This window comes from Micromonospora sp. WMMD882 (genome assembly GCF_027497255.1).
Taxonomy (GTDB): domain Bacteria; phylum Actinomycetota; class Actinomycetes; order Mycobacteriales; family Micromonosporaceae; genus Micromonospora.
In genome coordinates, this window is sequence record NZ_CP114903.1 from 652,154 (window position 1) to 678,196 (window position 26,043).

24 protein-coding genes are annotated in these 26,043 nt (G+C 73.1%); 13 read left to right on the top strand and 11 right to left on the bottom strand.

Translation table 11 applies throughout. The features are described from left to right. Positions 1-91 precede the first annotated feature (91 nt). Positions 92-928, bottom strand: coding sequence for a FadR/GntR family transcriptional regulator (locus O7606_RS02770; protein ID WP_281597394.1), 837 nt, complete (start codon positions 926-928; stop codon positions 92-94). 399 nt (positions 929-1,327) lie between these two features. Between O7606_RS02770 and O7606_RS02775 the strand changes: the two genes are divergently transcribed. The 13 genes from O7606_RS02775 to O7606_RS02835 all read left to right on the top strand — a co-directional run bounded on the left by O7606_RS02775 (position 1,328) and on the right by O7606_RS02835 (position 15,246). Then, complete coding sequence (locus O7606_RS02775) at positions 1,328-3,463, top strand: alpha-amylase family protein (protein WP_281597395.1); 2,136 nt, start codon at positions 1,328-1,330, stop codon at positions 3,461-3,463. Between the two features lie 66 nt (positions 3,464-3,529). Beyond that, positions 3,530-4,606 (top strand): Zn-dependent alcohol dehydrogenase, encoded by a 1,077-nt coding sequence (locus O7606_RS02780; protein ID WP_281597396.1) that lies wholly within the window; start codon positions 3,530-3,532, stop codon positions 4,604-4,606. Then, complete coding sequence (locus tag O7606_RS02785; RefSeq protein ID WP_281597397.1) at positions 4,593-5,630, top strand: aldo/keto reductase; 1,038 nt, start codon at positions 4,593-4,595, stop codon at positions 5,628-5,630. Before O7606_RS02780 ends, O7606_RS02785 begins: the two co-directional genes overlap by 14 nt. Continuing rightward, complete coding sequence (locus O7606_RS02790; protein WP_281597398.1) at positions 5,627-6,487, top strand: amidohydrolase family protein; 861 nt, start codon at positions 5,627-5,629, stop codon at positions 6,485-6,487. The genes O7606_RS02785 and O7606_RS02790 overlap by 4 nt, the downstream gene beginning before the upstream one ends. Then, a complete protein-coding gene (locus O7606_RS02795; protein WP_281597399.1) occupies positions 6,484-8,091 on the top strand; it encodes an altronate dehydratase family protein in 1,608 nt (535 codons plus the stop codon). Before O7606_RS02790 ends, O7606_RS02795 begins: the two co-directional genes overlap by 4 nt. 43 nt (positions 8,092-8,134) lie before the next feature. Beyond that, positions 8,135-9,406, top strand: a complete 1,272-nt coding sequence (locus O7606_RS02800) for an extracellular solute-binding protein (RefSeq protein ID WP_281597400.1) — start codon at positions 8,135-8,137, stop codon at positions 9,404-9,406. 33 nt (positions 9,407-9,439) lie between these two features. After that, positions 9,440-10,330 carry a sugar ABC transporter permease gene (locus O7606_RS02805; RefSeq protein ID WP_281597401.1) on the top strand — a complete coding sequence of 297 codons (891 nt, stop codon included), beginning with the start codon at positions 9,440-9,442 and terminating at the stop codon, positions 10,328-10,330. Between the two features lies 1 nt (position 10,331). Beyond that, entirely contained in the window at positions 10,332-11,222 is an 891-nt protein-coding gene (locus tag O7606_RS02810; protein ID WP_281597402.1) for a carbohydrate ABC transporter permease, read from the top strand. Between the two features lie 37 nt (positions 11,223-11,259). Beyond that, positions 11,260-11,667, top strand: a complete 408-nt coding sequence (locus tag O7606_RS02815) for an RbsD/FucU family protein (protein ID WP_281597403.1) — start codon at positions 11,260-11,262, stop codon at positions 11,665-11,667. Continuing rightward, entirely contained in the window at positions 11,664-11,792 is a 129-nt protein-coding gene (locus O7606_RS02820; protein ID WP_281597404.1) for a hypothetical protein, read from the top strand. Before O7606_RS02815 ends, O7606_RS02820 begins: the two co-directional genes overlap by 4 nt. Then, positions 11,789-12,814, top strand: coding sequence for an NAD(P)-dependent alcohol dehydrogenase (locus O7606_RS02825; RefSeq protein WP_281597405.1), 1,026 nt, complete (start codon positions 11,789-11,791; stop codon positions 12,812-12,814). The genes O7606_RS02820 and O7606_RS02825 overlap by 4 nt, the downstream gene beginning before the upstream one ends. 108 nt (positions 12,815-12,922) lie before the next feature. Continuing rightward, complete coding sequence (locus tag O7606_RS02830; RefSeq protein ID WP_281597406.1) at positions 12,923-13,807, top strand: fumarylacetoacetate hydrolase family protein; 885 nt, start codon at positions 12,923-12,925, stop codon at positions 13,805-13,807. Further along, positions 13,804-15,246 (top strand): aldehyde dehydrogenase (NADP(+)), encoded by a 1,443-nt coding sequence (locus tag O7606_RS02835; RefSeq protein ID WP_281597407.1) that lies wholly within the window; start codon positions 13,804-13,806, stop codon positions 15,244-15,246. Before O7606_RS02830 ends, O7606_RS02835 begins: the two co-directional genes overlap by 4 nt. A 54-nt stretch (positions 15,247-15,300) precedes the next feature. Here O7606_RS02835 and O7606_RS02840 read toward each other — a convergent pair whose 3' ends face one another. Genes O7606_RS02840 through O7606_RS02885 form a run of 10 tightly spaced genes read right to left on the bottom strand, consistent with a single transcriptional unit; the run spans position 15,301 to position 25,966 of the window. Next, on the bottom strand, positions 15,301-16,359 hold the full coding sequence (locus O7606_RS02840) for a Gfo/Idh/MocA family oxidoreductase (protein ID WP_281597408.1): 1,059 nt from the start codon (positions 16,357-16,359) through the stop codon (positions 15,301-15,303). Further along, on the bottom strand, positions 16,356-17,519 hold the full coding sequence (locus O7606_RS02845; RefSeq protein WP_281597409.1) for a pyridoxal-phosphate dependent enzyme: 1,164 nt from the start codon (positions 17,517-17,519) through the stop codon (positions 16,356-16,358). Before O7606_RS02845 ends, O7606_RS02840 begins: the two co-directional genes overlap by 4 nt. Further along, positions 17,516-18,352, bottom strand: coding sequence for an IclR family transcriptional regulator (locus O7606_RS02850; protein WP_281597410.1), 837 nt, complete (start codon positions 18,350-18,352; stop codon positions 17,516-17,518). Before O7606_RS02850 ends, O7606_RS02845 begins: the two co-directional genes overlap by 4 nt. A gap of 2 nt (positions 18,353-18,354) precedes the next feature. Then, on the bottom strand, positions 18,355-19,569 hold the full coding sequence (locus tag O7606_RS02855; protein ID WP_281597411.1) for a M20/M25/M40 family metallo-hydrolase: 1,215 nt from the start codon (positions 19,567-19,569) through the stop codon (positions 18,355-18,357). Continuing rightward, the gene (locus tag O7606_RS02860; protein ID WP_281597412.1) at positions 19,566-21,098 is read right to left on the bottom strand and encodes an FGGY family carbohydrate kinase; all 1,533 of its coding nucleotides are present in this window, start codon (positions 21,096-21,098) and stop codon (positions 19,566-19,568) included. Before O7606_RS02860 ends, O7606_RS02855 begins: the two co-directional genes overlap by 4 nt. Beyond that, positions 21,095-22,036, bottom strand: coding sequence for a sugar phosphate isomerase/epimerase family protein (locus O7606_RS02865; RefSeq protein ID WP_281597413.1), 942 nt, complete (start codon positions 22,034-22,036; stop codon positions 21,095-21,097). The genes O7606_RS02860 and O7606_RS02865 overlap by 4 nt, the downstream gene beginning before the upstream one ends. Before the next feature lie 15 nt (positions 22,037-22,051). Further along, positions 22,052-22,855 (bottom strand): SIS domain-containing protein, encoded by an 804-nt coding sequence (locus O7606_RS02870; RefSeq protein WP_281597414.1) that lies wholly within the window; start codon positions 22,853-22,855, stop codon positions 22,052-22,054. Beyond that, positions 22,852-23,682, bottom strand: coding sequence for a carbohydrate ABC transporter permease (locus O7606_RS02875; RefSeq protein ID WP_281597415.1), 831 nt, complete (start codon positions 23,680-23,682; stop codon positions 22,852-22,854). Before O7606_RS02875 ends, O7606_RS02870 begins: the two co-directional genes overlap by 4 nt. Next, positions 23,679-24,647, bottom strand: coding sequence for a sugar ABC transporter permease (locus O7606_RS02880; RefSeq protein WP_281597416.1), 969 nt, complete (start codon positions 24,645-24,647; stop codon positions 23,679-23,681). The genes O7606_RS02875 and O7606_RS02880 overlap by 4 nt, the downstream gene beginning before the upstream one ends. Further along, entirely contained in the window at positions 24,644-25,966 is a 1,323-nt protein-coding gene (locus tag O7606_RS02885) for a sugar ABC transporter substrate-binding protein (protein ID WP_281597417.1), read from the bottom strand. Before O7606_RS02885 ends, O7606_RS02880 begins: the two co-directional genes overlap by 4 nt. Positions 25,967-26,043: the final 77 nt, after the last annotated feature.

Sequence of the window (26,043 nt, forward strand, 5' to 3'; positions counted from 1 at the left end):
TGGTGGCGCGTCACGTCGTCGTAGGTCCCGCCCACCGGTCACCGGAGCTGTGCGCGCCTCCTCGCCCGGGTCGGTCGTGGTCGCGTACCCGTCAGGTCTGTCGCGGCGCCGGGCGGACCGGCGTCGGCGGGCGGACGTCGCCGCCGGCCGGCGTCACCAGGGTCCGGGTGGCGGCCGGACGGTCGGACGTCGACCCGGTGTCACCGACGCCCACCGTACGGGCGTCGCCCGGCTCGGTGTCGTCGATCTCCTGCCGTAGCCAGTCCTCGACGTTGAGGATGTGCACGGCGGCCCGCAGTCGGGCGTGCTCGGCGTTGCCGGCGGCCAGCGCGGCGATGATGTCGTGATGTTCGGTGACGGCCGACGCCGCGGTGCTGGCGTGCACCGCGAGGCGGAGGCTGCGCGCGGGCGCGGTCTGTCCGCCGAGCATGTCGGTGAGCGCGGCGAGGGCCAGGTTGCCGGAGGCGGCGGCGATCGTGGCGTGGAACTGCCGGTCCACGGTGACCAGTTGTTCGGTGTCGAGAGGGTCGTCGCTGGCGAGGGCGTGGATCCGCTCGTTGAGCGCGCGCAGCTCGGCGATCTGGGTGGGGGTGATCCGGGTGGCGGCGCGGGCGGCGGCCTCCGCCTCCAGGACGCGGCGCACCTCGAGGAAGTCGATCGCGGTGTGCGGGTCGTGGAAGTTGACGATGAAGCTCACCGCGTCGAGCACCAGGCCGGGCGCGAGGCTGGTGACGAAGGTGCCCGCCCCCTGTCGGGTCTCCAGCACGCGCAGCACGCTGAGCGCGCGGATCGCCTCGCGTAGCGAGTTGCGGGAGAGGCCGAGACGCTGCGCCAGCGCCTTCTCCACGGGCAGTCGGTCGCCCGGTCGCAGCTCGCCCGAGAGGATCATCGCCTTGATCTTCTCGATCGCCTCGTCGGTGATGGCCACGTGATGAACCCTCCGCTTCCGCTGTGCATCCGAGAACATGGTGACTCATCACGGAGGTTGTCGGATGAATCGGGGTGCGGGTCACCGTACCTGAGTTCGCGGGCGTGCAACACCATGCCCACTGTGTGTGACTCGGGGGGCCGGTCGCTGGCCGGGCGGTCAGTGGACGGCGACCGCCCGTCATGGACAAAGCAGCAGCTCACCAGGGTTTGCGCCCGGCTGGGCGGTTCGCCCTCGGCTGGGGTGTCCGCCGAGGCGATCAGTTAACACGTTCGAAAAGAAAGCCTTGACTGCTCCGGAAGCATCCCCCTAGCATCCCAACCTAAGCCCGATTCATCGGGTCAATTGGACGGGCTTCGATAGCGGCCCGACAGGTCCACAGATGCGGGGGAGCCAGCGGTGGCCCTTGAACAGCCCACCTTCCAGCGCAACACCCATCGGCTGCTACGCGACATGCACATCCCCGACTGGGACCCGGGGTTCCTGGCCGACTACGACCCCGAGCGGCTCGCGGCCCGCTGCCAGGAGGCCGGCCTCAACGCGGTGATGCTCTACGCCAAGTCGCACGTCGGCCTCTGCGCCTACCCGACGGGCGTCGGACGGATGCACGGCAACCTCGCCGGCCGGGACGTGATGCGGGAGCTCAACGACGCGCTGCGCGCCCGGGGCATCTCGACCGCCGCCTACCAGAGCATCACCTTCGACAACTGGGCCGTCGAGACGCACCCGGACTGGGCGCAGATCGACCTGGAGTCCGGCCGGCCCATGCACGACCTCACCCGCTACGGCGTCTGCTGCCCGAACAACCCGGACTACCGGGCGTACGAGCTGGCGATCATGGAGGAGATCCTCTCCGGGTACGAGTTCGACGGCATCTGGCTGGACATGATCTTCTTCCTGGCCTTCTGCTCCTGCCCGGCCTGCCGGAGCCGGCTGCGGGCCGAGGAGGGCATCGAGATGCCGACCGTGGTCGACTGGACCGACCCGGCCTGGGCCGCGTTCCAGGAGGCGCGCCGCCGGTGGATCGGGGAGTGGACCACGATCCTCATCGACCGGGCCCACGAGCTGCGGCCGGAGATCGTGGTCACCCACAACCTGGCCAACGCGCTCTCCGGCTGGCGGTGCGGGCAGCCGCTGGCCGCTGGCCGGCTGGACACCTACACCTCGGCGGACCTCTACGGGGACCGGTTCGAGCACCTGGTCGTCACGAAGATGGCGCAGCACCTGAGCGCGAGCCAGCCCGGCGAGCTGATGGTCAGCGTCGGCACCGACCTGATCGACCACGTGGCCCTCAAGACGGCCGGGCAGCTCGCCACGGAGGCGCTCGCCGCGACCGCCGCCGGGTCGGCGTTCATCGTCATCGACGGCATCGACCCCGCCGGCACGGAGCAGCCCGGCAACTTCGCCACCATCCGCGCGGCGTTCGAGGCGATCAAGCCGTACGAGCCGGACATGGGCGGCCGTCCCGTGGAGGACGTCGCCGTCTACTTCTCCGACAACTCGTTCATGGACTTCGCCGACAACGGGATCCCCGCCGGACCGCCCACCAGGCTCGGCGGCGCCCCGTTCCCGCACGTGACCGCCGCCCGGGGCGCGGCGCAGGCGCTGACCGAGGCGCACGTCGCCTTCGGCGTCGTCACCGAACAGGACCTCGACCGGTTGGCGGACTACCGCGTGGTGATCCTGCCGGACGTCTCCCGGATGACCGGCCGCGAGGTCGACGCGTTCCGCGCCTACGTCACCGGCGGCGGGCGGCTGTACGCCAGCGGCTACACCTCGCTGGTCGGCGTGGACGGGGTCCGCCACGACGACTTCATGCTCGCCGACGTGTTCGGGGCGGCGCTGGCCGGCGAGGAACACGGCCGGGTCGCCTACCTGACCCCGGACGACGACGAGGTCCGCGCGGCGGTCGCGCCGCAGGCCGTCGTCAGCCAGCCGTTCAACGACCGGTGGGGCGAGCGGTACGAGCCGAGGCCGCTGTGCACGGCGCCCCGGGTCACCGCGACCACCGGCCGCCGGCTCGCCCACCTGACCCTGCCCTACGGCGACCCCCGGTGGGGCAGCGTCAACGACAGGTCCTGGGCGGCCATCCACTCCGCCCCGCCCTGGACCGAGACCGAACACGCGGCGCTGACCCGCAACGAGCTCGGCGCGGGCGTCGCCGTCTACAGCACGTTCGTGCTCGAACGCTCGCCCGCGGCGGCGAACCGTGCCCTGTTCACCAGCCTGGTGCGCGGGCTGCTGGGCGACCGGCCGACGCTGTCGGCCACCGCCCGCAGGAACGTCTGGCTCAGCGCGTACGACCAGCAGGACCGGTCCCGGGTGCTGGTGGCGCTGCACCACTACGGCGTCGAGCAGCCGGCCCCGGCGGAGCCGGCGACGGTCACCGTACGGCCGCCCGCCGGCCGCACGTTCCGGCGTGCCGCCGACGGGCCGGGCGCCCGGGTGGTCGAGGCGGAGCTGGGCGACGGGACCGCGGTGCTGCGGGTCGAGCTCGCCGCCGAGCTGGGCTTCGTCACCGTCGAGTACGCGTGATCGCGCGGAACAGCCGAGTACGCGTGATCGCGCGCGGAACAGCAGCAGCGGAAGGAGGTGGGAGCCATGCGGGGAGCCGTGTTCGTGGGCGTTGACCGCGACCTGGAGCTGACCGACGTCGAGCCGGTCCGACCCGGACCGTCCGACGTGGTGGTTTCCGTGGGCGCGACCGGGGTGTGCCACAGCGACCTGTCGGTGGTGAACGGGGCCCGGCCCTTCCCGGCGCCGGCCCTGCTCGGCCACGAGGCCGCCGGGACGGTGGTCGAGGTGGGCGCCGACGTGCGGCTGGTCCGGGTCGGTGACCGGGTCGTCACCAGCTTCATCCCCGCCTGCGGGCGGTGCTTCTGGTGCCTGCGCGGCCAGTCGAACCTGTGCCAGCTCGCCGCCGACGTGGTCACCGTGCCCAGGGCGACCCTGCCGGACGGCCGCGCCGCGACCGGCTTCCTCGGCCTGGGCACGTTCGCCGAGCAGATGACCGTGCACGAGGCGTCCCTGGTGCCGGTGCGCTCGGACCTGCCCGACGAGCAGCTGGCGCTGCTCGGCTGCGGCGTCACCACCGGGGTCTGCGCCGTGCTGCGCAGCGCCCGTGTCGAGGCCGGGGACACGGTGGCGGTGCTGGGCTGCGGCGGCGTGGGACAGGCCGTGGTGCAGGGCGCCAGGCTGGCCGGCGCGGCGCGGGTCGTCGCCGTCGATCCGGTCGGCTGGAAGCGGGAGGTCGCTCTCTCGCTCGGCGCCACCGACGCGCTGGACCCGACCACGGACGACGTACGCGGGGCGGTCCTGGCCGCCACCGGCGGGCGCGGCGTGGACCACGCCTTCGAGGCCGCCGGTCTGCCCGCCGTCACGCAGCAGGCGCTGACCCTGACCCGGCGCGGCGGCGCGGTGATCATGCTCGGCATGCCCGCCTTCGACGCGACGCTCCAGATCCCGGCGCTGCCCCTGTTCGCCGAGGGCAAGCGGGTCGTCGCCGGCAAGTTCGGCGACGCGCAGGTGCGCCGGGACGTGCAGCGGCTGATCGACCTGGCCGAGACCGGCCGGCTCGACCTCGCCGCGCTGGTCACCCGGCGGGTCGGGTTGGCCGACGTCAACGAGGCACTACGGGCCATGGCCGGTGGGGAGGTGATCCGCAGTGTCATCGTCTGAGCGGACCGCGGGGCGGCAGGGCCCGCCGACCCTGCCGGCGTTCGGGATCGGCACCGCCGCCCTGGGCGGCATGTTCGACCCGGTCTCCGCCGACCAGGCGCAGGCCGTGCTGCGCGGCGCGGCACAACGGGGCATCCGGTACGTCGACACCGCGCCGATGTACGGGCTGTCGACCGCCGAGCGGCGGGTCGGCGCGCTGCTCGACCACGTCCGTGGCGACGGGGAGATGCTGGTCAGCACCAAGGTCGGCCGGCTGATGCGGCCCCGGAACTGGCCCGGCGTCCCGAAGCGGGACGACACCTTCGGTTGGCGTAACGCCGGCGACTTCGTCCAGGTCTACGACTACAGCCACGCCGGCATCCAGCGGTCGCTGGAGGACAGCCTGCAACGCCTCGGCGTCGGCGTCGTCGACGTGGCCTTCGTGCACGACATCGGCCGGGACACCCACGGCGACCGCAACGACGGGTACCTGGCCCAGTTGCGCTCCGGCGGGTACCGGGCGCTGGCCGAGCTGAAGGACGCCGGCGTGATCCGCGCGGTCGGCGTCGGCGTCAACGAGATCCCGGCGCTGCGTGACTGCCTGGCCGACACCGACCTGGACTGCGCCCTGCTCGCCAACCAGTTCACCCTGCTCAGCCAGCCCGACTCCGACGAGGTGTTCGCCGAGTGCGCCCGCCGGGGCGTGCAGCTCGTCGCCGGCGGCGTCTACAACTCCGGGGTGCTGGCCGGCGGCGACCACTTCGGCTACCAGCGGACGCCGCCGCAGGTGCGCGATCGGGTCGACCGGCTGCGGGCGGTGTGCGACCGGTTCGGGGTGCCGCTCAAAGCCGCCGCCCTGCAGTTCGTCACGGGCAGCGGCTACTTCGCCTGCGTCATGCTCGGCGCCCGCGACCTGGCCGAGCTGGACGACTCGCTGGCGATGGCGGCGCTGCCGGTGCCCGAGGAGCTGTGGGCCGAGCTGGCCCGCCAGGGCCTGGTGGCCGAGCGCTGGATCGCCGCCCGCGGCAAGGGGGTGGCGACGTGATCGACGCGCACTTCCACGTGTGGCGGATCGCCCGCGGGGACTACGACTGGCTGGCCGGCGAGGACGCCCGGCTGCGGCGGGACTTCACCGTCGACGACTGGGTGGCGGCCGGCGTGCCGACACCGGTCCGCGCGGGCGTGCTGGTCCAGGCCGCCCCGACCGACGCCGAGACCGAGTTCGTGCTGTCCGTGGCCCGGGAGCGCCCGGAGCTGGTGGCGGGCGTGGTCGGCTGGGTGGACCTCGCCGCGGACGACGCGGCGGCCCGGGTGGAGCGCCTCGCCGCGCAGCCCCGCCTGGTCGGGCTGCGCCCCTGGCTGCAGGCGCTCGACGACCCGGACTGGGTGCTCACGCCCTCGGTCGCCCGGGGGCTGGCCGCGATCGAGTCCGCCGACCTGGTCTACGAGGCGCTGGCGCGCCCGGTGCACCTGGGTCGCCTGGTGGAGGTCGCCCGACGTCGTCCCGGCCTGCGGATCGTGGTCGACCACGCCGCCAAGCCCGACATCGCCGCCGACGCCTTCGAGCCGTGGGCGTCGGACCTGCGCCGGCTGGCCGAGGCGCCGAACGTGGTGTGCAAGCTGTCCGGCCTGCTCACCGAGGCCGGCGACCGGGTCGACGCCGCCGCGCTGCGGCCGTACGTGGAGACCGTGCTGGACGCGTTCGGCCCCGGGCGGGTGCTGTGGGGCAGCGACTGGCCGGTGGTCACCACCGTCGCGGACTACGCGTCGTGGCTGGCCACCGCGACCTCCCTGGTGCCGCCGCGGGACCACGAGGCCGTCTTCACGACCAGCGCCGTCGCGGCGTACCGACTGACCGTGTCCGCGACGGCGGACCAGACCGGACCGGAGGAGCAGCGGTGACCGCGATCCCACAGGCGGGCGGCGTGTCGGGGGCGACCCCGCAGCCGGACCGGACGGTGCCGGTGGCGCTGGCCCGCTCCCGCCGTACCACCATCCGGTTGCACCCGGACGACGACGTCGTGGTCGCCTGCTACGGCCTGACCCCGGGCGACCGGCTCGACGGCGAGGGCGTGACCGTGCGGGACCCGCTCCCGGCCGGTCACAAGATCGCCACCCGGGCCATCGCGGCGGGGGAGCGCGTGCTGCGGTACGGGCAGATCATCGGGGTGGCGACCCGGGACATCGCGCCCGGGGCCCACGTGCACGTGCACAACCTGGGCATGGTGGAGTTCGAGCGGGAGCTCGCGCCCGCCGTCGACGCCCGGCCGACCGGGTACGTGCCGACGCCGGCCACCTTCCTCGGCCTCCGGCGGGCCGACGGTCGCGCCGCGACCCGCAACTACATCGCGCTGATCAGCAGCGTCAACTGCTCGGCGACCGTGGTGCGGGCGATCGCCGACCACTTCCGCCGCGACATCCACCCCGAGGCGCTGGCCGACTACCCGAACGTCGACGGCGTCGTGCCGATCACCCACGGCGTCGGCTGCGCCGTCGACCCGCAGGGCCTCGGCCTGAAGGTCCTCCAGCGCACGCTGCGCGGGTACGCCCAGCACCCGAACTTCGGGGCGGTGGTGGCGATCGGGCTCGGCTGCGAGACCAACCAGCTCGACGATCTCCTGGAGGTGGACCTCAGCGCCGTCGACCGGCCGGTGGCCAGCTTCAACATGCAGGACGTCGGCGGCACCGCCAGGAGCATCCGCCGGGGCATCGAGCTGGTCACGTCGCTACTGCCCGAGGTGAACGACGTGCGCCGCACGCCGGTGCCGGCCGCCGAGCTGGTCGTCGGCCTGCAGTGCGGCGGCTCGGACGGTTACTCCGGCATCACCGCCAACCCGGCGCTCGGCGCCGCCGTCGACCGGCTGGTCCGGCACGGCGGCACCGCGATCCTCTCGGAGACCCCGGAGATCTACGGCGCCGAGCACCTGCTGGCCCGCCGGGCGCACACCCCGGCCGTCGCCCGGCGGCTGCTGGACCGCTTCGCCTGGTGGCAGGAGTACGCGGACCGGATGCAGGCCGAGCTGAACAACAACCCGTCCGCCGGCAACAAGGCCGGCGGTCTGACCACCGTCCTGGAGAAGTCGCTCGGCGGCGTCTCCAAGGGCGGCAGCACCGACCTCATGGAGGTCTACGAGTACGCCGAGCGGGTGCGCGAGCACGGGCTGGTCTTCATGGACACGCCCGGTTTCGATCCCGTCTCGGCCACGGGCCAGGTCGCCGGAGGAGCGAACCTGATCTGTTTCACCACCGGCCGCGGGTCCGCCTACGGCTGCCAGCCGACGCCCTCCCTCAAGCTCGCCTCCAACAACGAGCTGTGGCTTCGGCAACGCGAGGACATCGACATCAACTGCGGCGACATCGTCAGCGGGTTCAGCACGGTCGACGAGGTCGGGGAGCAGATCTTCCAGCGGATGCTCTCCTGCGCCTCCGGCCAGCGCTCGGTGAGCGAGTTGTTCGGCTACGGGCAGAACGAGTTCGTGCCGTGGCAACTGTCCGCCGTGATGTGACGACGTCTCGCCGACCACGAATGGGACAAAGGGAGTGAAGCACATGAAGGCTCACCGTTTTCTGGTCGCCACCACGGCGGCCGCGATGGCGGTCGCCCTGGCGGCCTGCGGGACCTCCGGTCCCGGGGACTCCGGCGACGGCGACCAGACCCTCAACCTGTGGTACCTGTCGGACAACCCGACGGTGCCGGACGCCGCCAAGCGGTTCGAGGCGGCTAACCCCGGGTGGAAGGTCAACCTGACCGACACCCCGAACGACCAGTACAAGACGAAGCTGCGGGTGGGCCTCGGGACCCCCAACGGCCCGGACGTCTTCTTCAACTGGGGCGGCTCGGACCTCGTCGAGTACGAGAAGTCCGACCTGGTCGTCCCGCTCGAAGACATGATGCGGGAGAAGAAGCTCAACGACGTGTTCGGCCCGGCGGTGCTGCGGCAGGGGCAGGTCGACGGCACGCAGTACGGGCTGGCGACCGCGGTCGAGGCGTCGATGGTCTGGTACAACAAGGACATCTTCGCCGAGCTCAACCTGTCGGCGCCCACCACCTGGGAGCAGTTCCTCGACGTCATCGCGAAGACCAAGGCGGCCGGCTACACCCCGATCGCGATGGCCAACTCCAGCCAGTGGCCCGGTAGCCAGTGGTGGTCGGAGCTGGTGGCGCTCTCCTGCGGCCCGGACTTCTGGGCCACCCTCGGCACCGAGCCGAAGATCCGGCTCGACGACCCCTGCGTGGTCGCGGGGCACCAGAAGATCGTCGAGCTGGTCCAGGCCGGCGCGTTCAACCAGGGCTTCAACGGCCTGGACTACGACAAGGGCGAGTCCCGGCAACTGTTCTGGTCCGGCAAGGCCGCGATGAACCACATGGGCAACTGGACGCTCACCTCCGCCAAGGAGGAAGCGCCCGAGATGATGTCCAAGATGGACTTCTTCACGGTGCCGGCCTGGTCGGGCGCCAAGGGGACCAGCGACATGATGACCGGTGGCCTGGCCCCGATGTACTCGGCGGCGAAGTCCGACAAGTCGGACAAGGCGGCCGATTTGCTGTACTACCTGGTCGACCAGGACTCCGCCAAGGCCATCACCGAGCTCGGCCGGGTGCCGGTCTACGAGGGGACCGAGATCAGCGAGCCGCTGGTGAAGAAGGTCTCCGACGCCATCGCCGCCGCTCCCGCCCTGGCCCCGTGGCCGGACCACGTGCTCGCGCCGGAGTGGACCACGGAGATGCTGCAGACCGTGCAGAGCCTGTTCGGTCTGAGCGTCAGCCCGCAGGACGCGGCCTCCCGGCTGCAGACCAAGTACGAGCAGGTCAAGCAGTAGCGCGCGGCCCAGGACGAGAGGACTCGGCACACCATGATTCGTAGTGAACGGCTGAAGTGGGCGGCCTTCCTGGCTCCGGCGCTCGCGGTGTACGCGGTGTTCCTGATCTACCCGGTCGTGCAGTCCGGTGTGTTGAGCTTCTCGTCCTGGGCGGGGCCCGGCCGCCCGTCGGTCCCGGTGGGACTGGCGAACTACCGTGAGCTGTTCGGCGACCCGATCTTCTGGCGGGCGCTCGGTAACACCGCGATCCTGCTGGTGGTGAGCGTCTTCGTCCAGTTGCCCATCGGGCTGGGGCTGGCGCTCATCATCACCAGCGCCCGGCGGGGGATGCGGTTCTGGCGGGGCGTCTACTTCGTGCCGACGCTGATGTCGACGGTCGCCGTGGGCATCCTCTGGCGCTTCGTCTACAGCCCCGACTACGGAATCGTCAACGGCTTCCTGCGCGGTGTCGGCCTCGACGGGCTCGCGCAGGGCTGGCTCGGCCAGACCAGCACCGCGCTGGCCGCGGTGATCGGCGCGAACGTCTGGCAGTGGGCGCCCTTCTACATGATCATCTACGTCGCCGCGCTCGTCGGACTGGACCCGGAGGTCTACGAGGCGGCGGCCCTGGACGGCGCGGACGGCTGGCAGAAGTTCTGGTACGTCACGCTGCCGCTGCTGCGCCCGGTGCTGTTCACCACGGCGATCCTGTCGCTGGCCGGGTCCATCAAGGCGTTCGACCTGGTCTACATCATGACCGACGGCGGGCCGAGCAACTCCACCGAGCTGCTGGCCACCTACATGTTCCGCCAGGGCTTCACGAACTACCAGCTCGGCTACGCCAGCTCGATCGCGATGGTCATGTTCCTGCTCACGCTCGTGCTGACCGTCGTGGTGCTGGCCCGCTCGAACCGGCGCGAGGGCGCCGAGAAGACGAGGGGTTGAGATGACCAGTGCTGTGGTGGACCGTACCGTCACCGGCCGGCCGCCGGCGAAGGACCGTCGTCCCCGCCGGCCCCTGCGCTGGTCCGGGGCCGCGCGACTGGTCGTCGCGATCGTCGCGGCGGTGCTGTCGCTGTTCCCGTTCGCGTTCATGGCGCTGAGCTCGCTGAAGACCCGCAGCGACTTCCTCGACCGTCCGTTCGGCCTGCCGCGTGAGCTGACCCTGGCCAACTTCACCGGGCTGTTCTCGGCCGACTTCGGCCGCTACTTCGTGAACAGCATCGTGATCGCCGCGGTGACCGTCACCGGAACGGTCGTCCTGGCGATCCTGGCGGCCTACCCGCTGTCACGCTTCCGCACCCGGCTCAACACGCCGATGATGCTGCTGTTCCTGGCCGGAATCATGGTGCCGGTGCACGTCACGCTCATCCCGATCTACGTCCTGACCCAGCAGCTGACGATGTACGACTCGATCGCCGCGCTGTTCGGCCCGTTCATCGCGTTCAACCTGCCGATGGCCGTCTTCGTGCTGGCCAGCTTCTTCCGGCAGATCCCCGAGGCGCTGTTCGAGGCCGCGAGGATCGACGGCGCGGGCCACTGGCGGATCCTGCGCAACGTGGTGATGCCGGTCTCCGGACCGGCGATCTCCACCGTCGGGATCATCACGTTCATCTTCGTCTGGAACGAGTTCGTCTTCGCGCTCGTCCTGCTCTCCTCGCAGCCCAACTATCCGCTGCCGCTGGGCCTCAACGCGTTCTACGGCCAGTTCAGCGTGAACATCCCCGGCATGATGGCGGCCCTGACGCTGGCCACCATCCCGTCGATCCTGTTCTACCTGTTGGCCCAGGAGCGGGTCGTGTCGGGCCTCGCGGCCGGCGCCCTGCGCGGCGAGTAGCGCCCCGACGGGCCCCGACCAGCGACCAGGAGACGCCATGCTGCTCAACATCAACCCGCTGCTCACCGGCGAGCTGCTCAAGCGGCTCGACGAGATGGGCCACTCGGACTACGTCCTGATCGCCGACGCGAACTTCCCGGCGCACCGCCTCGACCCGCGCGCCGTCGAGTACCCGGGGACGACGGTGCCCCAGGTGGCCGCCGCGATCTGCGAGGTCCTGCCGCTGGACGCCGACCTGGCCCCGGTGCTCATGGACAGCGGGCGGACGCCCGCGCCCACCGTCCAGGACGACATCCTCGCGGCCGTCGGCCACCCGTCGCCGCCCCGGACGGTGGACCGCTGGGCGTACTACGACCTGGCCGCCGGGGCCAGCGTCGTGGTGTCCACCGGCGAGCTGCGGCTCTGGGCCAACGTCATCCTCCACAAGGGGCTGGTGACCGGGTGACGGCCGCCGCGCCCGCCGGCACGACCCGGGCCGCCGCGCCCGCCGGCGACGTGCGCCGGGTCACCGTCGCCGATTCCCCGGTCGCCGAGACCGTCATCCACTCGCAGAACAGGAGATCGACGTGACCACGCAGACGATGCGGGCCAGCGTACTGGTGGAGCAGGGCCGCCTCCGGGTGGACGAGGTACGGATCCCGGAACCCGCCGCGGACCAGGTGCTGGTGCGTATCGCCTCGGTCGGGGTGTGCGGGTCGGACGTGCACTACTTCCAGCACGGCCGGATCGGCGACTTCGTGCTGGACTCGCCGATGATCCTGGGCCACGAGGCGGCCGGCGTCATCGTCGCGGTCGGCGCCGGCGTGTCGCCGGACCGCGTCGGCCGGCGGGTCGCGATCGAGCCGCAGCGCGCGTGCCGGGTGTGCGAGCAGTGCAGACACGGCCGGTACAACCTCTGCCCGGCCATCGAGTTCTACGCGACGCCACCGATCGACGGCGCGTTCGCCGAGTACCAGGCGATCCAGGCGGACTACGCGTTCCCCGTCCCCGACTCGATGAGCCTGGAGGCGGCGGCCCTCTGCGAGCCGCTGTCGGTGGGCATCTGGAGCAACCAGAAGGCCGGCACCGCGCCGGGCTCACGCGTCCTGGTCGCCGGCGCGGGACCGGTCGGCGTGATCATCACGCAGGTGGCGCGGGCCTTCGGGGCCAGCGAGGTGATCGTCTCGGACGTCTCCGCCGGCCGTCGGGAGGCGGCGCTGCGCTACGGGGCCAGCCGGGTCGTCGACCCGGCCGCCGAGGACATCGCGACGCTCGGTCTGGAGGTCGACGCGTTCATCGACGCCAGCGGCGCGGAGGCGGCGGTCCGGGACGGGGTGCTGGCGGTCCGACCGGCCGGCCGGGTCGTCCTGGTCGGCATGGGCGCGGACGACGTGACCCTGCCGGTGTCCCGGATCCAGAACCGGGAACTGATCCTGACCGGCGTCTTCCGGTACGCCAACACCTGGCCGCTGGCGATCGAGCTCGCCGCGTCCGGCCGGGTGGACCTCGACTCGATGGTCACCGGTCGGTACGGCCTCGACGACGTCGAGGCGGCGTTGACCGCCACCACCGACCCCCGGACGCTCAAGGCCGTCGTCCGTCCGGGCGACTGACGGCGACGTACCCCAGCGGCCCGGTCGGACCGGCCGCCCGACCGCGTGCCGGCGAGACGGCGACCCGGCACCTGCTCGGCCAACGAACGGAGAGAGAACATGCACATCGTGCGCTACACATCGGCGGACGGGAGCGCCGCCGGCGTCGCCGTCCGGGACGACGACGGCGCCCTGCGGCAACTGCCCTTCCCGTCCCTGGCCGCCGCGCTGCGGGTCCCCCTGGCCGAGCTGCGCGAGGCGGTGACGGCGGCCGACCGGCCGGCGCCGCCGGACGTGCGCCTGCTGCCGCCGGTGGACGGCCGGACCGAGGTGTGGGGCGGGGGCGTCACCTACCAGCGGTCCCGGCAGGCCCGGATGGAGGAGAGCGCCGCCGCCGACGTCTACGCGCGCCTGTACGACGCCGAGCGGCCCGAGCTGTTCCTGAAGTCGGTGGCCTGGCGGGTGGTGACCGACGGGGAGCCCATCGGCGTCCGCGAGGACTCGGCGCTGAACCTGCCGGAGGCCGAGCTGGGCGTGGTGGCGAACGCGGCCGGCGAGCTGGTCGGCTACACGGTCGTCAACGACGTCACCTCCCGCAGCATCGAGGGGGAGAACCCGCTCTACCTGCCGCAGGCGAAGGTGTACGCGGGGTCCTGCGCCATCTCTCCGGGGATCCGCCCGGCGTGGGAGGTCGACCGACCGGACGACCTGGCGGTGTCCTGCACGGTGCTGCGCGACGGGCGGCCGGTCTGGTCGGAGGCCACCTCCACGGCCCAGTTGCGCCGGCCGCCGACGGAGCTGCTGTCGTGGCTCTACCGGCAGGACACCTACCCCGACGGGGTGGTCCTGAGCACCGGCACCGGGCTGGTGCCGGAGCTCGACTTCACCCTCCGGGAGGACGACATCGTGGAAATCGACATCGCCGAGGTGGGCCGGTTGCGTAACCATGTGGCGCGGGGCGTCGCGGCCTTCACCTGGCTGCGGGACGACGCCACGGGACGGGGGCGCGCATGACCGGGGACAGCACGACGTCGGAGCTGGACGTGATCCTGGACGCGGCGGTGGCCGCCGCCCCGGCGATGGGCGTGGCCCCGCCGGACGAGCGGGCCCGGTGGCTGGTCGCGGTGGCCGACGCCCTCGACGCCGCCGCGGAGCGGCTGATCCCGATCGCGGAACGCGAGACCGCCATCCCGGCGGGTCGGCTGACCGGCGAGGTGGCCCGCACGACCGGGCAACTGCGGCTGTTCGCCGACGTCTGCCGGGAGGGGTCCTTCCTGGAGGCGATGATCGACAACGCCGATCCGGGCGCGACGCCGCCGAGGCCCGAGGTCCGGCGGACGCTGATGCCGCTCGGCCCGGTCGCCGTCTTCGCGGCCAGCAACTTCCCCTTCGCCTTCAGCGTCGCCGGTGGGGACACCGCGTCCGCCCTGGCCGCCGGCTGCCCGGTCGTCGTCAAGGCCCACCCCGGTCACCCGGCCCTGTCGGCGGCCACGGCGGAGGTGGTCGTCGACGCCCTGCGCGGGGCCGGCGCGCCCGCCGGCGCGTTCGCCCTGGCGTACGGCACGGAGACCGGCCGCCGGCTGGTGACCGACCCCCGGGTGCGGGCGGTCGGCTTCACCGGCTCCCTCGCGGGCGGCCGGGCGCTGTTCGACCTGGCGTCCGCCCGCCCGGACCCGGTGCCGTTCTACGGCGAGCTCGGCAGTCTCAACCCGGTGTTCGTGACCGGCGCGGCGGCGGACGAGCGCGCCGAGGAGATCGCCAGCGGATTCGTCGCCAGCTACACGCTCGGCGTCGGACAGTTCTGCACCAAGCCCGGCCTGCTGTTCGTGCCGGCGGGCTCGCCGATCGCCAGGCTCGCCGCCGACCACTGCGCCGACGTACGGCTCGGCCGGATGCTGGGGGAGCGGATCGAGGAGGGCTTCCACACGGTCGTGGCGCGGCTGCGCGCGGTGCCGGGCGTACGGACGCTCACCCCCGCCCCGTCCGGGGCGGAACCCCGACCGCTGCTGCTCGGCGCCGACGTGCCGACCCTGCTCGACCACGCCACCGAGCTGCTCGAAGAGGCGTTCGGGCCGGCGTCGCTGGTGGTGGAGTACGCCGACGCCGGCGAGCTGCGGGCGGCGGCCGGGGCGCTGCCCGCCTCGCTCACCGCCGGCGTCTTCGCCCGGGGCGACGAGCCGGAGCTCGCCGGTCTGCTGCCGCTGCTGCAGGACCGCGCCGGTCGTCTGGTGTGGAACGGCTGGCCCACCGGCGTGGCGGTCACCTGGGGGATGCACCACGGCGGCCCGTACCCGGCCACGACCGCGCCCCTGCACACCTCCGTCGGCGCGACGGCGGTACGCCGCTGGCTGCGTCCGGTCGCCTTCCAGAACTGGCCGCAGGACCTGCTGCCGGCAGCGTTGCGCGACGGCACGGCCTCGCCGGTACGCATCGACGGGGTACGGCAGGGGTGAGTCGATCGCCGTGACCGGCCCGGACACCCCTACCCGGGGCCGGGCCGGCCCCGGTCAGCGTCGGGCGGTCTGCACCGGGGCGCCGACGCGCAGCGACTCGACGATGGCCTCGGCCGCCTCGACGCCCCAGCAGGCCTGCTCCAGCGGCATCAGGTCGGGCTCCCGCCGGCCGGTGAAGACCGCGAGGGCGTAGCCGATCTCGCGGCGCAGCGCCCCGCCGACCAGCCCGTCCTCCTCCGGCCACAGCGACAGGTCGGGCACCTGGACGCCGGCCGTCGTCCACTCCACCAGCGCGTCGCTGACCAGCCGCTGCTTCAGGATCCCGTCCAGACCCAGCACCTCGGCCTCGCCGACGATCGCCCCGTCGAGGTCCAGCGGCCCGTCGTCCAGGGTGCCCGGTCCCGCCGCCGGCACGAGCCAGGCGGACTCGACGGTGGCGATCACGCCGTTGTCGAACTCGAGCAGCGCGCTGACCACGCTGGGCGCGGCGTCACCGGCGGCGGCGCTGCGCATCGCCATCACCCGGCGGACCCGGGCGCGGGCGAACGAGATCGCCAGGTCGATGTCGTGGACGCAGGACTCCCAGACCGGGTCGACCCGGTCGCCGAAGCTGAGGAACCAGGCCCGGCTGAAGTCGCGGCGCAGCCGCAACGCGCAGAGCCGGCCCACCGCGCCGCGTTCCACCCCGGCCCGCATCCGGCTCATCTGGGCGGTGAACCGGGAGATGTGCCCGGCCACCACCTGCCGGTCGTGGGCCCGCGCGGTGTCGGCGATCCGCCACGCGTCGGCGGCGGAGAGCGCCAGCGGCTTCTCGACGAAGACGTGGCATCCGGCGGTCAGCGCGGTCACCGCCAGCCCGGCGTGGGACGCCTCGTCGGAGGCGACCACCACGATGTCCGGCCGGACCTGGTCGAGCAGGGCGGCGAGGTCGGTTCCGGTCCGCTCGACCCGGTGGGCGCGGGCCGTCCCGGCCAGCCGGTCGGCGTCCGGGTCCACCAGGCCGACGATCCGGGCGCCGGCCTCGGCCCAGGCGCGGGCGTGCAGGGCACCGAAGCGTCCCACCCCGGCGATGGCCACGGTCGGTCCGGTCGTCCGGTCGGCTGCTCCGGTCACGGGGTGCTCCCATCGGTGCGGGTGGACGGTTCCTTGGCGCCGTGCCCGGTGAGCACCGCGACCACCCCGAACGGGCCGGTGGCGGAGGCGGCGACGGCGGAGGTCTCCAGGGCGGCCAGGGCGGCGGCGGCGGCCGGCTCCACGAACAGCCCCTGCCGGGCCAGCTCGTGTCCGGCCGAGGCGATCGCCGGCTCGCCGACGGCGACGACCTCCCCGCCGCTGCGCCGTACCGCGTCGAGGGTCAGCAGGCCCTCGTCGGCGTAGCCGCGCAGCGCGTCCGCGATGGCCGCGGCGGCGGTCGGGCGCACCTCGACCGGCTCGCGCAGCGCGGTCGCCCACTCCCCGGCGTCCCGGTCGCCGGCGCCCCAGGCGTGGGCGAGCGGCGCACAGGCGTCGGCCTGCACGCCCACCATCCGGGGGACGGTGCCGGTGCGGCCGGCGGCGCGCAGGTCGGTGAAGCCGAGCCAGACGCCCCGCAGCAGCGGGCCCGCGCCGACCGGCACCACCACCACGTCGGGCACGCCGCCGAGGTCGTCGACCAGCTCGGCGGCGACCGGCCGGTACGCCTCGGTCAGCAGCGGGTTCCGGTAGGTGGTGGTGACGTTGAGCCAGCCGTCGCCCTCGGCGCGGGTCGCCGCCTCGTACGCGTCGCTGTAGTGGCCGGGCACCAGCCGGATCTCGGCCCCGTGCGCGCGGGCGACGTCGAGCTTGCCGCCGGCGTTCGAGCCGGTCGCGCAGAAGACCCGGCAGCGCAGCCCGGCGGCGGCGGCGTAGGTGGCGGCCGAGACGGCGGCGTTGCCGGTCGAGGCCAGGACCAGGCCCGTCGACCCGAGGTCGAGCGCCGCCGACGCGGCCAACGCCATCGCCCGGTCCTTGAACGACAGTGACGGGTTGACCGACTCCAGTTTCGCGTGGACCGTCGCGCCGTCGCGTCGCAGCGGCAGCAGCGGCGTCGAGCCCTCGCCGAGGGTCACGGCGTGCCCGGTGCGGGGCAGCAGGCCGGCGTGCCGCCAGATGCCCCGACCCGTGGTGGGGCGGCAGCCCGCGGCGGTGACCGGCGTCAGGTCGAGCACGAGCGGGGACGCGCAGACCGGGCAGCGGTACGCGGGGTACGTCGTGCCGTGCCCGCACCGGACACAGCCGACGGTGGGCTCCCTCATCCGGACCCCCGGGTCTGGGTGGGCGTCCGGGGAGCCCGGGGCGGGGCCGGGACCTCGGCGACCGGGCCCGTGGTCCAGCCGAGCTGGCCGGAGACGTCGGCGGCGGCGGCGGCGACCTGCGGGCCGAGCCGGGCCACCCCCACCGCGTCGAACCGCGCGGCGGGCGCGGAGACGCTCAGGCCGGCGACGACGTGTCCGGTGTGGTCGAAGATCGGGGCCGCCACGCAGGAGATGCCGAGCTCGTTCTCCTGCAGGTCGCAGGCGTAGCCGTCGGCGCGTACCCGGGCCAGCAGCGCGTCGAGGTCGGCGCGGGGGACCGGCTCGCCGGTGAGCCGGCCGTGCGCCAGCGCCACCTCGTCGACGACGTGCCGGGGCGAGTGGGCGAGGATGGCGCGACCGATCGCGGTGGTCAGCGCCGGGTTGGTCTGACCGACCCGGCTGTGCATCCGTACCGGCTTCGGGCTGTCGATCTTCTCGATGTAGACGATGTGGGTCAACGCGAGCACGCCGAGGTGGCTGGTCTCGCCGAGCCGTTCGGCCAACGGCCGCATCACCGCGAGCGCCTCCTGGCGCAGGTCCAGCCCGTCCAGGTAGGCGCGGGCGAGGGTGAGGGTCCCGGCGGCCAGCGCGTACCGGCCGTCGGCGGTCTCCCGGACCAGGGCGATGCCGCGCAGCACGCCGAGGATCCGGTGCAGCGTGGTGGTGGGGATCCCGGTGGCCTTGCCGAGCTCGGTCAGCGCGGCGCCCTGCGGGCAGTCGGCGAGCGCGTGGAGCACGGCGACGGCCCGCTCCACCGCCCGCAGGCCGTCGGGTCCCCGTTCGATGTTGGGCATGCTCATACCTCTACTACCTCGGCGTCGGCGTGGCGCGGGCGCACCGAGAGCATCCGCTCCGCCATTGCAAGGTAGACCTCGGCCGCGCCGTGGAGCTGGTCGAGGGCGACCCACTCCCGCAACGAGTGCGCCTGGGCGATGTCACCCGGTCCACACACGACCGCCGGGGTGCCGGCGGCGGCCAGCAGCGCGCCGTCGGTCCAGAACTGCAACCCCACCGGCTCCGGGTCCGGCGCGACGTCGCAGAGCATCCGCAGGTACGGGTGCTCCGGCGGGCAGTCGAGCGGGGCGTGCACGAAGGTCGCCGTGCCGGCCATCTCCTCGACCGTCGCGTCGACGGCCGGGTCTGCGCGGCGCAGCCCGGCGACGACCTCCCGCAGCTCGGCCAGCACCTCGTCGTGCCGCTCCGAGGGCAGCCAGCGGCGGTCGAGAGCGACGACGCAGGACGCGGGCACCATGGGCGGGCGGTCGCCCCCGGCGACCACTCCCACGTTGACGGTCGCCGTGCCGAGCAGCGGGTGACGGCGCTGGTCCAGGGCGGCGGTCAGGTCCCGCTCGACGGCGGTGATGAACCGCGCCGCGTGGTAGACGGCGTTGATCCCGTCCCGGGGGACGCTGCCGTGGGTGGCGACCCCCCGGAAGGCCACCTGCGCCCACATCGCGCCCTTGTGCGCCCGTCCGACCCGCAGCGACGTCGGCTCGCCCACGATCGCGAAGTCGGCGGTGACGCCCGCCTCGACCAGCGCCCGCATGCCGGGGCTGCCGTTCTCCTCCCCGGCGACGCCGGTGAGCAGCAACTCCCCGGCGAAGTCGAGGTCCGCCCCGGCGAGCAGCTCGACGACGGCGATCATCGCCGCCAGGGCGCCCTTCATGTCGGCCGCGCCCCGACCCCACAGCTTGCCGTCGGCGATCCGGGGCCGCAGGCCGTCGGTCATCCCGTACGGCGGCACGGTGTCCAGGTGCGCGTTGAGCATCAGCGTCGGGCCGGGTCGGCCGCCGCGCAGCCGGGCGACCACGTTGACCCGGTCGCCGGTCACCGGTCGCAGCTCGACGTCCGCCCCGCAGGCGCGTAGCCGGTCGGCGACGTGCTCGGCGACGGCGCGTTCCTCCGCCGGATGGTCCTGGTGGCCCTCGATCGCGATGAGTCGGGCCGCCTCCGCGACGATCGCGTCGGGATCCAGTCGGGCCGCGAGGGTCCGGCCGGTGGGGTCCTTCATCGGTCTGCTCCGTCGTCGTCGGGGAGGGCGGGGTCACGGGGGAGCGCGGCGATCGCGGTCGCGGCGGCGTCGTAGCGTCGGCGGGCCCGGCGGTAGCCGGCCCGGCGTCGGTCCATGCTGGGCAGCGGCTCGCTGTCGTCGAGGGCGTCGCACGCGGTCGCGACGTCCGGCCACACCCCGGCGCCGAGCCCGGCCAGCGCGACGGCGCCGCGCGGCGAGGCGTCCTGGCGCAGTCGCGACACCGGAACGTCGAACATGGCGGCGAACGCCTCGCACCACAGCGCCGACCGGGTCACCCCGCCACCGACCCGGATCCCGGTCACCGCCTGCGCGCCGCCGAGAAGCTGCTCCACGGCGGCGGCGGAGGCGTACGCGACGCCTTCCAACGCGGCGCGGGCGACGTCGGCCGGGCCGTGCTCCGGGCCGGCGCCGAGCAGCGCGGCCCGCACGTCCGGGTCGTGGACCGGGGCGCTCGCGCCGAGCAGGTACGGCAGGAAGGTCAGCCCGCGCGCGCCCGGCCCGCTGTCGCGGGCCAGCCGGTCCGCCGTCCCGTCGGTGTCGCCGCCGGCCTGGCCCGAGCCGCCGGGCAGCAGGTTCCGCTCGCACCAGCGGATCGCCAGACCCGCGGCGTACGAGGAGACCATCCCGAGGAAGCCGTCCTGGCCGGCGCGGGCGAAGACGAACCGGTCGACGTCGCCGTGCGGCGCGTCCACCGGGGTGACGATCTGCGCGGCGGTGCCGACGTTGACGTAGACCCGGCCGCTGGTCACCGCGCCGGCGCCGAGCGCCGCGCAGGAGACGTCGCCCGCTCCGGCGACCACCGGGGTGCCGGCCCGCAGCCCGGTCGCCCCGGCCGCCGCCGGCAGCACCGTGCCGACGATCTCCGTCGGGTCGGAGACGGTCGGGGCGAGCCGTTCGTCGGCCCCGCACAGCGCCCACAGCTCGGGCGCCCACCGCCGCCGGCGTACGTCGTACAGCAGGGTGCCGGCGGCGTCGGTGTGGTCGGTGCCCCAGTCGCCGGTGAGGTGGTGCCGGAGCACGTCCTTCGGTTGGACCAGCCGCACGGCCCGGCGTACCGCGTCGGGCTCGTGGGCGGCGAGCCAGGCCAGCTTGGGCGCGGTGAACGCCTCCACCACCGGGTTCCCGGTCAGCTCGCCGACCCGCGCGCCGTGCCGGCGCAGCGCCCGCACCTGCTCGGCGGCCCGCCGGTCGGCCCAGGTCAGCGCCGGCCGTACCGGGCGGTCGTGCGCGTCGAAGAGCGCCGCCGCGTGCATGTGCCCGCTCAGGCCGACCGCGACGACGGCGTCGGCGTCGACGCCGACCAGCGCCTCCCGCAGCGCGTCGGCCGACGCCGTCCACCAGCGCGCCGGGTCCTGTTCGTGCCGCCCGGCGCGGCTGGTGTCCGACGGGTAGTCCCGGTGGGCCCGGGCCACCGTGTCGCCGGTGGCCGCGTCGACGACCACCGCCTTCACGCCGGTGGTGCCCAGGTCCAGACCGACGAGGGTGGCCGCGGGTGGGCGGCCGGTCAACGACCCCGCCGGGGCACGAAGCCGAACTCCGTCAGGTACTCGAGGGACTCCTCGGCGACCCGGTCGAAGTCGGCCAGCCCCACGCCGGCCGGCTCGCCGACGCCGATCGGACCGCCGACCTGCCAGCCCTCCCACTCGACGCTCACGTACCCGTCGAAGTTGATCTCGGCGAGGGCCTCGTAGGTCTCCCGGAAGTCGACCAGCCCGCCGCCGAACCAGATGTGGTTGCTGTGCACGATGGTCGGCAGACCCACCTCGTCCTTGATCTGGACGATGTCGATGTACGGCGCGAGCCGCCTGACCGCCTGCCTGACGTTCATGAACGGCTTCACCGCGACGTAGAACGCGCCGGTGTCCATCGTCATCCGCAGGTTGCTCGCGCCGACCTCGTCGAACATCCGCTCGATCAGCTCGACCCGGTTGAGGATGGTGCCCTGCAACAGCTCGACGCTGACGTTGAGGCCGAGACCGGAGGCGTGCGCGCAGACCTCGGTGATCGCCTCGCGGCACTGCCGCCAGGCGTCCTTGCGGGTCATCAGGACGTTCAGCGGCGGGTCGTAGTAGCCGTCCCCGATCAGCGTGCAGACCGACTTCGCGCCGAGCACGGCCGCCGCGTCGAGGGCCTTCTTGAACGACTCGATGCCGCGTTCCCGGTCGAACTCCCGGGGGCTGACGAAGGTGGTGTGGTGGCCGAGGTAGCCGATGTCGATGCCGGTCCGCTCGGCGGCGGCGCGGACGTCGCGCAGTTGCTGGTCGTACTCGGCCTTCGGCGCCTCCAGCAGCTTCGCGAAGATGAAGTCGACGCCGTCGTAGCCGTATTTGGCGGTCTGCTCGACGCACCAGGCCGCCGACTTGTCCCCCCAGGAGTTCCAGGCCGGGCCGGCCGCCTCCAGGCGTCCCCACGGCATGTTCGGCCAGACCTCAAAGCTGATCTTCACGGTGGTTCTCCTTCGCTACAGGTGCGGGACGAGGTGGGACAGCCGGCGGGCCGAGGCGGCGTTGTGCTCGGCCGCGCCGGGCATGTTGGCGCTCATGAACACCTCGGGTGTCTCACCGCGTCGGAGCTGGATGCCGAACGCCTCGACGATGATCGCGTCGAGCAGGGTCATCCCGACCACGGTGGACGCCGGGCCGGCGGAGGGCAGGCCCGGCCCGAGCGGCACGAGCGCGTCACCGGGCGGGCAGTGGTTGTCGATCACCACGTCCGCGATGTCGTGCAGGCGCGGCCCGGAACGCTCGATCGACGAGGCGTACCGGCGGGAGGTGATCGCGATCAGCGGCAGGCCGCGCGCCTTCACCGCCTGGGCCACCTCCACCGGGAACGCGTTCGCGCCCGAGTTGGAGACGACGAGCATGACGTCGCGGGCCGGGTCCAGCCGGTACCCGTCGAGCAGCGGCTCGGCGTGGCCGCTCTGCCGCTCCAGCACGGTGCTGTGCACGGCGCCCTCGTGCAGCATGTGCGCCGGCTTGAGGATCGGGCAGACCCGTACCGCGCCGCCGGCCCGGTAGAACGCCTCCTCGCCGAACATGTGCGAGTGCCCGCTGCCGAAGACGTAGAACAGGCCCTCCGCGGCGAACGCGCGGGCGACCAGCTCCGCCGCCCGGCGTACCGCCGGGAGCTCCGCGCGCAGCGCGTCGGCGAGCACGGACTGGACCCCGGCGGTGTAGCCGGCGGCGGTGACGTCCGCCGCCGACCGGTCCGCCGGGTCGGCGGCGGTCGACTGCTCGACGGTGGACGTGGGTCGTGGTGCGGTCACTTGAGCGCTCCCGTGGTCAGGCCACCGACGAAGTAACGCCCGGCGAAGAGGAACGGGACGATGGCGGGGATGATCGTGCAGACCGTGCCGGCCATCAGCAGGCCCCAGTTCACGGTGTACTGGCCCATGATCGCGCTGAGCCCGATGGGCAGGGTCTTGAGCTGGTCGCTGACGACGAGCTGCGAGGCGAACACGAACTCCGTCCAGGAGAAGACGAAGGCGTAGACGGCGACGGTGGCGATCCCCGGCGCGAGCAGCGGCAGGACGATCCGCAGCATCATCCGGACCGGCCCGGCGCCGTCGACCGCGGCGGCCTCGTCGATGTCCCGGGGGATCGCCATGAAGAAGCCGCGCAGCAGCCAGGTGCAGAACGGCGCGGTGAACGCCACGTTCACGATCACCAGCGCGTTGCGGGTGTCGATCAGCTCCACCGCCGCGAACGTCTGGTAGAGCGGCACCAGCAGCAGGGTCCCGGGGATCATGTACGCGACCAGGATCAGCCCGGCCAGCTTGTTGCCGCCCGGCACGCGCAACCGGTAGAGCCCGTACGCCGCCGCGAACGACACCAGCACCGTGAACAGCGCGGTGAGCAACGCGACGGCGAAGCTGTTGGTCAGGTAGCTCGGGTAGTCGGTGGCGGTGAAGAGCTGCCGGAAGTTGTCCAGCGTCGGGTTCACCGGCACCAGGGTCGGCGTCGACCGCAGGATCTCCTCGCGGTCCTTGAACGACGAGATCGTGACCCAGTAGAGGGGGCCGATCACGACCAGGGTGAGCAGGGTCCAGGTGACCAGGCGCGGCAGCCGCGCCCAGGGCAGGCGGGACGTCACTGGTCCTCCTTCGGCCTCGCGGCCCGGATGTAGACGGCGGCGACGGCGGCCAGCAGGATGATGGTGACCACGCTGGCGGCGGCGGCGTCACTGGCCTGGAACTGGTTGAACGCCTTGTTGTAGATGAACACCGGCGCGGTCAGCGACGCGTCGGCGGGCCCGCCCTTGGTCACCAGGTAGATCGAGTCGACGATGTTGAACGACCAGAGCGACCCGACCAGGCCGAGGGCGAAGAGCACCGGTTGCAGCAGCGGGAAAGTGATCTTCCAGAACATCCGCCACGAGTTCGCGCCGTCCACCCGGGCGGCCTCGTAGATCTCGTCCGGGATGGTCTGCAGCGCGCCGAAGATGACGACCGCGCCGAGCGGGAACCAGTGCCAACTGTTCATCAGGATCAGGGCCGGCAACGCCAGGGCGCTGTCACCGAACGGGCTGCCGAGACCGTCGATGCCGACCGCGCCGGCGATCTTCGGCAGGATGCCGTAGTTGCTGTTGCTCATCCACTGCCAGATGACCGCGACCGCGACGGTCGGGATCACCCAGGGGAAGAGGATCCAGGTCCGGGAGGCCCGGGACCAGCGGCTACGCCCTCCGATGATCAGCGCGGTGCCGAAGGCCATCAGCGTCTGCACCAGGAGGTTGCCGAAGAGCCAGATCCCCGAGCGGCCGATGGACCCCCAGAACGCGCCGTCGCCGAGCGCCTGGGTGTAGTTGTCGATGCCGACGAAGGTCGAGTCGCTGCCCACCACGCCCTGGTCCTGCAGACTCAGCAGCACGGTGTTGAGCAGCGGATAGCCGATCACGGCGAGCATCAGCAGCCCGAGCGGCGCGACGAGGGCGTACCCGAGCAGGTGGAAGGTCCACGGACGGCGGCGGGTGCGGCCCGCCGCCGGGGTCGGAGCGCCCGGGGGCCGGGCCCGGAGGATGCCCTCCGGGCCCGACGCCGGCGCGGCGGGCGCGCTCATTCAGCGATCGCCGCCTGCATCCGCTCTTGGCCCCAGCGGGCCGCCGCCTCGGGCGACTCACCGGTGCTGTACATCCGCTGCACGACCTGGGCCAGCACGTTCTGGCCGGAGATCTTGCCGACGGTGTCGATGTACTGGCCGTCGGTGAAGCCGAACAGCGCGCCCGTCTCCGACTGCTTCAACATCGCGTCGACGCAGGAGCGGTACTTCTGGACGACCTCGTTGCTGGTCCACGACTCGGCCGTGGCGCCGTCGGCGGTCAGCGGGAGGAACAGACCCGGCTCGGCGTTGAGCAGGGTGCCGTAGTTCTCCGGCTGGAGGACGAACTTCAGGAACTCCTCCGCGCCGGCGGCCTTCGCGTCGTCGTTCGACATGATCATCGCGGCGTTGGAGTAGTAGATGCTGCCGGGCTGGCCGCCGGACTCCGCCGCCGGGATCGGCGCGCAGCCCAGGTCGCTGGCGGGGCGGCCGGACTCCTGCTCGAACGGGGCCAGGTACTGCCCCTTCTCGATCGCCATCGCCGCCGCGCCGCTGTTGAACGCGGCCTGCGGCTCGCCCCAGGAGTAGTTGCCGCTGTCGCTCGGCGAGAACTTCAGCAGGTCCCGGTAGAGGGTGAGCGCCCGGACCGTCTCCGGGGTGTTGAAGTTGACCTCACCGGACTCGGTGAAGATGTTCCCCGCGCCGGCGGTCAGCATCAGGCTGTAGAGGACCTGGTCGGTGGCGAGGTTGCGACCGGCCGGCAGGGCGATCCCGCTCTGGTCGCCGGTGTTCAGCCGCTCGGCCGCGGCCAGCAGCTCGGCGTGGGTCCGCGGCGGCTCGGAGATGCCGGCCGCCTGGAGCAGGTCGGCGCGGTACCACAGCATCTGCACCATGCCGAACAGCGGCACGGCCCAGTACTCGTCGTCGTCCCGGTACGGCGCGGTGGCCGCCTCGCCGAAGTCGTGCTGCTGGTCGAGCTCCTCCACGAGCGACGTCACCGGCCGGACCCCGCCGATCGGACGCACGTAGGTGGTGAAGTCGGGAATGGTGAAGAGGATGTCGGGCTGGGTGTCCGACTGCACGGCGCCGGAGATCTTGGTGTAGATCTGGTTCCAGTCCTGCACCTGCGCCTGGACCTCGTACTCCGGGTCGGTGGCGTTGTAGGCGTCGATGAGCTGCTGGAACCCGGCGACCCGGTTCGGCGGCTGCTCCATGTGCCACAGCACCAGCGTCTTGTCGTTGTCGGCCGCCCCGCCCGATCCACCGCAGGCGGCGGCCGTGAGGGCCAACGTCGAGACCGCGGCGACGGCGGTCAGCCGCTTGAACTTTCCGTATCTCATGAGCTGCCACTCCTTCAGGAATTCCGCGACCTCTGGGGGGATCGTCACGTCCCGCGTGACGCGGCTGGTGACTCCGC